This is a genomic window from Thermovirga sp. (assembly GCA_012523215.1).
In the GTDB taxonomy this organism is placed as follows: domain Bacteria; phylum Synergistota; class Synergistia; order Synergistales; family Thermovirgaceae; genus 58-81.
In genome coordinates, this window is record JAAYIZ010000303.1 from 1 (window position 1) to 1,846 (window position 1,846).

At 60.8% G+C, this 1,846-nt stretch carries 2 protein-coding genes; one reads left to right on the forward strand and one right to left on the reverse strand.

What is annotated here, in order from left to right; all coding sequences use genetic code 11:
- The coding region (locus GX108_08185) for a nitroreductase (GenBank protein NLO56999.1) at nucleotides 1-421 on the reverse strand (421 nt) is incomplete at its 3' end.
- A gap of 164 nt (nucleotides 422-585) precedes the next feature.
- Here GX108_08185 and GX108_08190 point away from each other — a divergent pair.
- The coding region (locus GX108_08190) for an FAD-binding protein (protein ID NLO57000.1) at nucleotides 586-1,846 on the forward strand (1,261 nt) is incomplete at its 3' end.

Sequence of the window (1,846 nt, forward strand, 5' to 3'; positions counted from 1 at the left end):
GGCTGAAACCGGCCATGACGTGGACCGACCAACCCATGTACTCGGCCTGCAGTATCAGCTGGGCCATGGCGAGGCCGCAGTCGAGGCCCGACCAGGGGTTGGGTTTTTCGTTGTACTCGAAAGCCTCCCTCATGACCTGGAAGGCCAGCAGCGGGGTGTTGCGGACCCAGGCCGCGTTCGCCTCCGTCAGGCATGCCAGGGCCCTGGAAAAACTTTCTGGGTCATTCCTGGTGGTCACCAAGTACCTCCAGGGCTGGTTGTTAAAGCACGACGGGGCCCATCGCGCGGCCTCGAAGATCGATATCAGTTCATCCTCGGACGGGACCTCCAACTGGAAAGCCTTGGGGCTCCATCTTTTCGCCATGAGTTCCATTATGGGTCGGCGCGTTTTTGCGGGCTCTCTTGACGTGTGCAAAGTCATCCCTTTGGTCCTCCTTTTTCAAAAGGATCTGCCGAAATGGTTTTCGTGCTTCGTCGCTAAAATGATACCTGCTCATTTTAGCAAAAGGAGGACTCGCGGGCCCCGTTCTTTCGCTGAGTTATAATGATCCTGCAAAAGACCGGGATTCGGCGCGGGGTGAAGCCATGAAGTACGATGCGATCATCGTGGGGGCAGGGCCTTCGGGACTCTTTGCAGCCCGGGAACTGGCGGCGGCGGGTGAAAAAGTCGCCATCCTCGACAAGGGCAAAAGGATAGACGAACGGAGCTGCCCCCTCAAAAAGGGCAAAAGCGACACCTGCATTCACTGCCGACCCTGCAACGTCACCTGCGGCTGGGGCGGGGCCGGTTCCTTCAGCGATGGGAAACTGACCCTCACGCCCGAGTTCGGCGGAAACCTGGAACAATACATAGGGCGCGGGGAATTGCTGGAACTTATAACCGCCGTGGACGATATCTTCGTGAAGCATGGAGCCAGCCAGGAGGTTTTCTCCCCCGATCCCGTCTTCGCGAGGGACATCTCCATCAGGGCGAACACCGCCGGCCTAAGGATCATCCCCGCCCGGATAAGGCACATGGGGACGGACCGCTCCAAGGAGATCCTCCAGAGCATGTACCTGGAGCTATCGCCCTCCTGCGACGTAATGATGGAAACCCTGGTCGATTCGGTCGTCGTCAGGGACGGGAGGGCCGCCGGGGTGAGGCTTGCCGACGGGAGTGTCATGGAGGCCGAGGCGGTGCTGCTCGCCCCCGGCCGCGAGGGTTCCCTCTGGATGGAAAAGACCGTCGCATCCCTCGGCCTGGAGATACGGTCCCTCCCGGTGGATATCGGCATCAGGGTCGAGATTCCGGCGGGGATAGCCCAAGCCGTCACCGACCAGTTCTACGAAGTAAAGGCCATCCTGGACACCCCCACCTTCGACGACCAGGTCAGGACCTTCTGCATGTGCCCCCACGGGGAGGTCACCACCGAGTACATGGAGCAATACAACATCCTGACCGTGAACGGGCACAGCAACCGCGACGGCGACAGGCGCACGGACAACACCAACTTCGCCATCCTGGTGAGCACCGATTTCACCGAACCCTTCAAGGATCCGAACGGATACGGCAGCCATATAGCCCGGCTCGCCAATATGCTGGGAGGCGGGGTCTTGGTCCAGCGCCTCGGCGACCTCAGGCAGGGGAGGAGGTCTACCCCCAGCCGGATCGCCAGGGGCCTGGTGGAACCCACCCTGAAGAACGCCGAGCCCGGCGACATTTCCTTCGTCCTCCCCTACAGGCACCTCAAGGGGATACTGGAGATGATCCAGGCCCTGGACGTGATCATGCCGGGGATCAACGGGAAGCACACCCTCCTCTACGGGGTGGAAGTGAAGTTTTACAGCCTGAAGCTCGCCCTCGACC